Source organism: Actinosynnema sp. NPDC059335, from assembly GCF_042752395.1.
GTDB lineage: Bacteria > Actinomycetota > Actinomycetes > Mycobacteriales > Pseudonocardiaceae > Actinosynnema.
Map to the genome: position 1 here is coordinate 1 of NZ_JBHYXZ010000298.1, position 3,593 is coordinate 3,593.

At 70.6% G+C, this 3,593-nt stretch carries 5 protein-coding genes; 1 reads left to right on the forward strand and 4 read right to left on the reverse strand.

Annotated features, from left to right (window positions below; genetic code table 11):
• Nucleotides 1-220: 220 nt before the first annotated feature.
• From ACFXGA_RS39840 to ACFXGA_RS39855, 4 genes are all read right to left on the reverse strand, one after another.
• A complete protein-coding gene (locus ACFXGA_RS39840; RefSeq protein ID WP_378098284.1) occupies nucleotides 221-529 on the reverse strand; it encodes a DUF1048 domain-containing protein in 309 nt (102 codons plus the stop codon).
• Between the two features lies 1 nt (nucleotide 530).
• Nucleotides 531-887: a DUF1048 domain-containing protein gene (locus tag ACFXGA_RS39845; protein WP_378098287.1), complete on the reverse strand. Its 357-nt coding sequence runs from the start codon at nucleotides 885-887 to the stop codon at nucleotides 531-533.
• Nucleotides 884-1,210, reverse strand: a complete 327-nt coding sequence (locus ACFXGA_RS39850) for a PadR family transcriptional regulator (RefSeq protein WP_378098290.1) — start codon at nucleotides 1,208-1,210, stop codon at nucleotides 884-886. The genes ACFXGA_RS39845 and ACFXGA_RS39850 overlap by 4 nt, the downstream gene beginning before the upstream one ends.
• A gap of 144 nt (nucleotides 1,211-1,354) precedes the next feature.
• Nucleotides 1,355-2,920, reverse strand: a complete 1,566-nt coding sequence (locus tag ACFXGA_RS39855; protein ID WP_378098292.1) for an MFS transporter — start codon at nucleotides 2,918-2,920, stop codon at nucleotides 1,355-1,357.
• 290 nt (nucleotides 2,921-3,210) lie between these two features.
• Here ACFXGA_RS39855 and ACFXGA_RS39860 point away from each other — a divergent pair.
• Nucleotides 3,211-3,593 (forward strand): S-adenosylmethionine synthetase N-terminal domain-containing protein (locus ACFXGA_RS39860; protein ID WP_378098295.1); only part of this gene is annotated, 383 nt, incomplete at its 3' end.

The window sequence follows — 3,593 nt, forward strand, 5'->3', positions numbered from 1 at the left end:
GCCGCACCGAAGATCATCCCCCTCACCCCACCCCAAGCCACCACCGGCGGCTGCGGCGACAACTGCGGCTGCGGCACCTCCGACAAGGCGGTCGACCAGGTGGACCTCGGTCGGAACTCCCAGCGCTGATCTCCGCCGGGACCGACCGCGCGGCGGCGGTGTCAGCAGACCCCCAGCTGCTGACACCGCCGCCTTTCCCGCGTGCCCGCGACACGGCGCGTCACTTGCGGGTGAGGGATTCCCGGTAGAGGTCCGCGTAGGTGCGCGAGTCCTTGATCAGGTCGTCGCAGAAGGCGGCGACGTCGTCGCCGACGAGTTCCAGGACCCCCTTGCCGGCCCCTACGCCCTCCTCGAAGAAGTCCACGAGCCCCGAGAGCAGGGTGCCGTCGGCCAGGTCGACCGGTCCGACCTTGAACAGGTACCGCTGCAACTCGTGGTAGACGACCCGGTAGTCCGGCGGGAGCGCCTTGACCCGCGCCACGTGCGCCCGCCAGTGCCTCTTGCCCTCGATGATGTCCCGGATTCCCACGTCAGCCTCCCAACCGCGCCAGTTCGCGGGCGACGTTCCGGTTCAGCTGCTCGCGCCACCGGTCGCGGTACGTACGGGCACCCTCCCCACCTGCCAGCGCCACGCAGAAGCCCTTGATGTCGTCGCCCAGCACCTCGCGCACGGGCTGCCCGTCGGCCGCCGTCTCCTCCAGCAGCGCCAGCGCGCTGTCGAGGATCGGCAGCAGGTTCCGGCCGGTGAAGTCCCCGTACGGGAACAGGTGGCCCTTGACCTGCTCCCAGGCCGCCCGGTAGTCGGCCGGCAACGCGGCGGCCCGCGCCTCGAACGCCTTCCACTCCCGGGTGAGGTCGCTGCCCGTGATGGTCTGCCAGATGTTCATCCCCCGCCCTCCCTGAGCTTCTCGATCCGCGATGTGACGTACTCCCACTTCGCCCAGAACCTCGCCAGCTCGGCCCGCCCCGCGTCGTTGAGCGCGTAGAACTTCCGCGGCGGGCCGACCCCGGACGGCCGTTTCGCCACCCGCACGAGCCCGTTCTTCTCCAGGCGCAGCAGGATCGCGTACACGGTCCCCTCGACCACGTCGGTGAAGCCGAGTTCGTTCAGCCGACGCGTGATGGCGTACCCGTAGGTCTCCTCGGTGCCGATGATCTCCAGCACGCAGCCTTCGAGCGTGCCCTTCAGCATCTCCGTCAGGTCGTCCACCGTGCGCCCTCTTCGCTCCCGGTACTCAGTGGCGTTGAGTACCACTACACAGTATCACTGAGTAGTGGTGCCGCCCAGCCCGGACAGGCGAACGCCCGCCCCGCGGAGTGGTCTCCGCGGGGCGGGCGTGGTCGCCGCGTCTCGTCAGCGCGCCGTGGTGGCAGCGCCCTTCGAGGTGGTGGAGCGGCGTTCGCGCAGCAGCAGGCCGATCACGACGAACACGACCGCGCAGAGGGCGGCCATCACCCACAGCAGGCCGTGCAGGCCGGAGGCGAACGCCTCGCCCGCCGCCCTGGTGAACGCCTCCCGCTGGTCGTCGGGCACCGCCTCGACGGCGCGGGCGAGGTCGCCCTGGTTGAGGGCGTTGGCCAGGCCGTCGGGGTCGTCGGCGTAGGGGCCGAACTCGGCCGCCCGGTCGCCGACCGCGTTCTGGGTGAAGCTGACCAGCAGCGCGCCGGCCACCGCGATGGAGATCGTCTCGCCGGTCAGGCGCACGGTGTTGAACATGCCCGCCGCCATGCCCGCCCGGCCCGCGTCCACGCTGCTGACCGCGGCCCCGTCCAGCAGGCCGAACGAGATGCCCACCGCGACGCCGATCAACGCCAGCGGCCCGAGCAGGCCCAGGTAGCCGATGCCCGGCTCGACCACGGTCAGCCACGCCAGGCCGATCGCCGCGAGCGCCGCCGTGAGGGTGATCTGCACCCACGCCGGGACGACCTTGACCGCCATGCCGGCGATGCCGGGGAACACCAGCGCCGGCACGGTCAGCATCAGCATCACCGCGCCGATCTGCGCCGCCGCCAGGCCGTCCACCGAGGCGAGGTAGGACGGCAGGTAGATCACCAGCGGCGCGAACCCGAACACGACCGGGATCGTGGCCAGCGACACGCCCAGGAACCTCGGCTGCCGCAGCAGGCCGAGGTCGAACATGGGCTGCTCCTGACGGCGTTCCACGACCACGAACGCGACCAGCGCCACCACCGTGCCCACCAGGCTCGCGATCACCACCGGGTCGCCCCAACCCCACTGCGGCCCCTCGATCAGGCTGAAGATCAGCAGCAGCAGGGCGAGCGTGAACGTGGTGGTGCCCGCCCAGTCGACGCGGTTGGCTTGCGGGTTGCGGGACTCGCGCAGCACGCGGGTCAGCAGCAGCACCACGATCCCGACGACCGTGGGCAGGGCGAACACGGCGCGCCAGCCGAACGCGCTGATCAGCAGCCCCGAGACGCTGGGGCCGAACACCAGCCCCAGGCCGACGGCGGTGCCGAACATGCTGAACGCCTTGGCCCGTCCGGGGCCTTCCTCGAACGTGTCGGCCAGGATGGCGCTGCCGCTGGTCGTGGCCGCGGCCGCGCCGATGCCGGCCACCACCCGCGCCAGGTCCAGCAGCAGGATGCCCGGCGCGATCGCGGAGACCAGCGAGCCGAGCACGAACAGCGCCACGCCGACGCGGAACACCTTGCGCCGGCCGAGCAGGTCGGCCAGCGAGCCGGTCGCGAGCATGAACGCGGCGTAGGTCAGGTTGTAGCCGTTGACCACCCACTGCCCGGCCGCCAGCGAGTTGTGGAACTCGCCGTTGATCGCGGGCAGCGCGACCGACGACCCGGTGATGGCCAACGGGAACAGCACCACCGTCAGGCACACCGTCAGCAGGGACAACCCGGGCTTGCCACCGGCTCGCGGCCGGGCACTCTTCGCCTTGTTGGACATCCGTTCCCCTCTGTGTCTCGACCCGCGGCCGTCCTCGACGCGACCCCGACGGTCCGACAGCAGGGGCGAAGGTTAAGGGTTGGAGCGCACACCAACGTCAACCCGGAATCGCGGTGGCCTGCGTCACACCGAGGCGAGGCCCGCGCCCGCGGAACCCGCCGACGTGACAAGTCCTGCCCGCAGTTCGTGCGCTTCGGGCCGTCCTTTGCGACCTTGACTTCAACCCGGCTTCAACGCCGAGACTGGCCGGCGTCCGAAGGCGGTGCACGGCGTCGATCGCGAGGAGAGGCATGCTTCAGCACAGCAGCAGGCTGTTCACCAGTGAGTCGGTGACCGAGGGGCACCCGGACAAGATCTGCGACGCGATCAGCGATTCGATCCTGGATGCGTTGTTGGCGAAGGATCCGCGGTCGCGGGTGGCGGTGGAGACGTTGGTCACCACGGGTCAGGTGCATGTCGCGGGTGAGGTGACGACGGAGGCGTACGCGGACATCCCGTCGATCGTGCGGGACAAGATCGTGGAGATCGGGTACGACTCGTCGGCGAAGGGGTTCGACGGGTATTCGTGCGGGGTCAATGTGGCGATCGGGTCGCAGTCGCCGGACATCGCGCAGGGTGTGGACGCGGCGTTCGAGCGTCGGGTGGAGGGTGTGGAGGACGAGGTCGCCCGGCA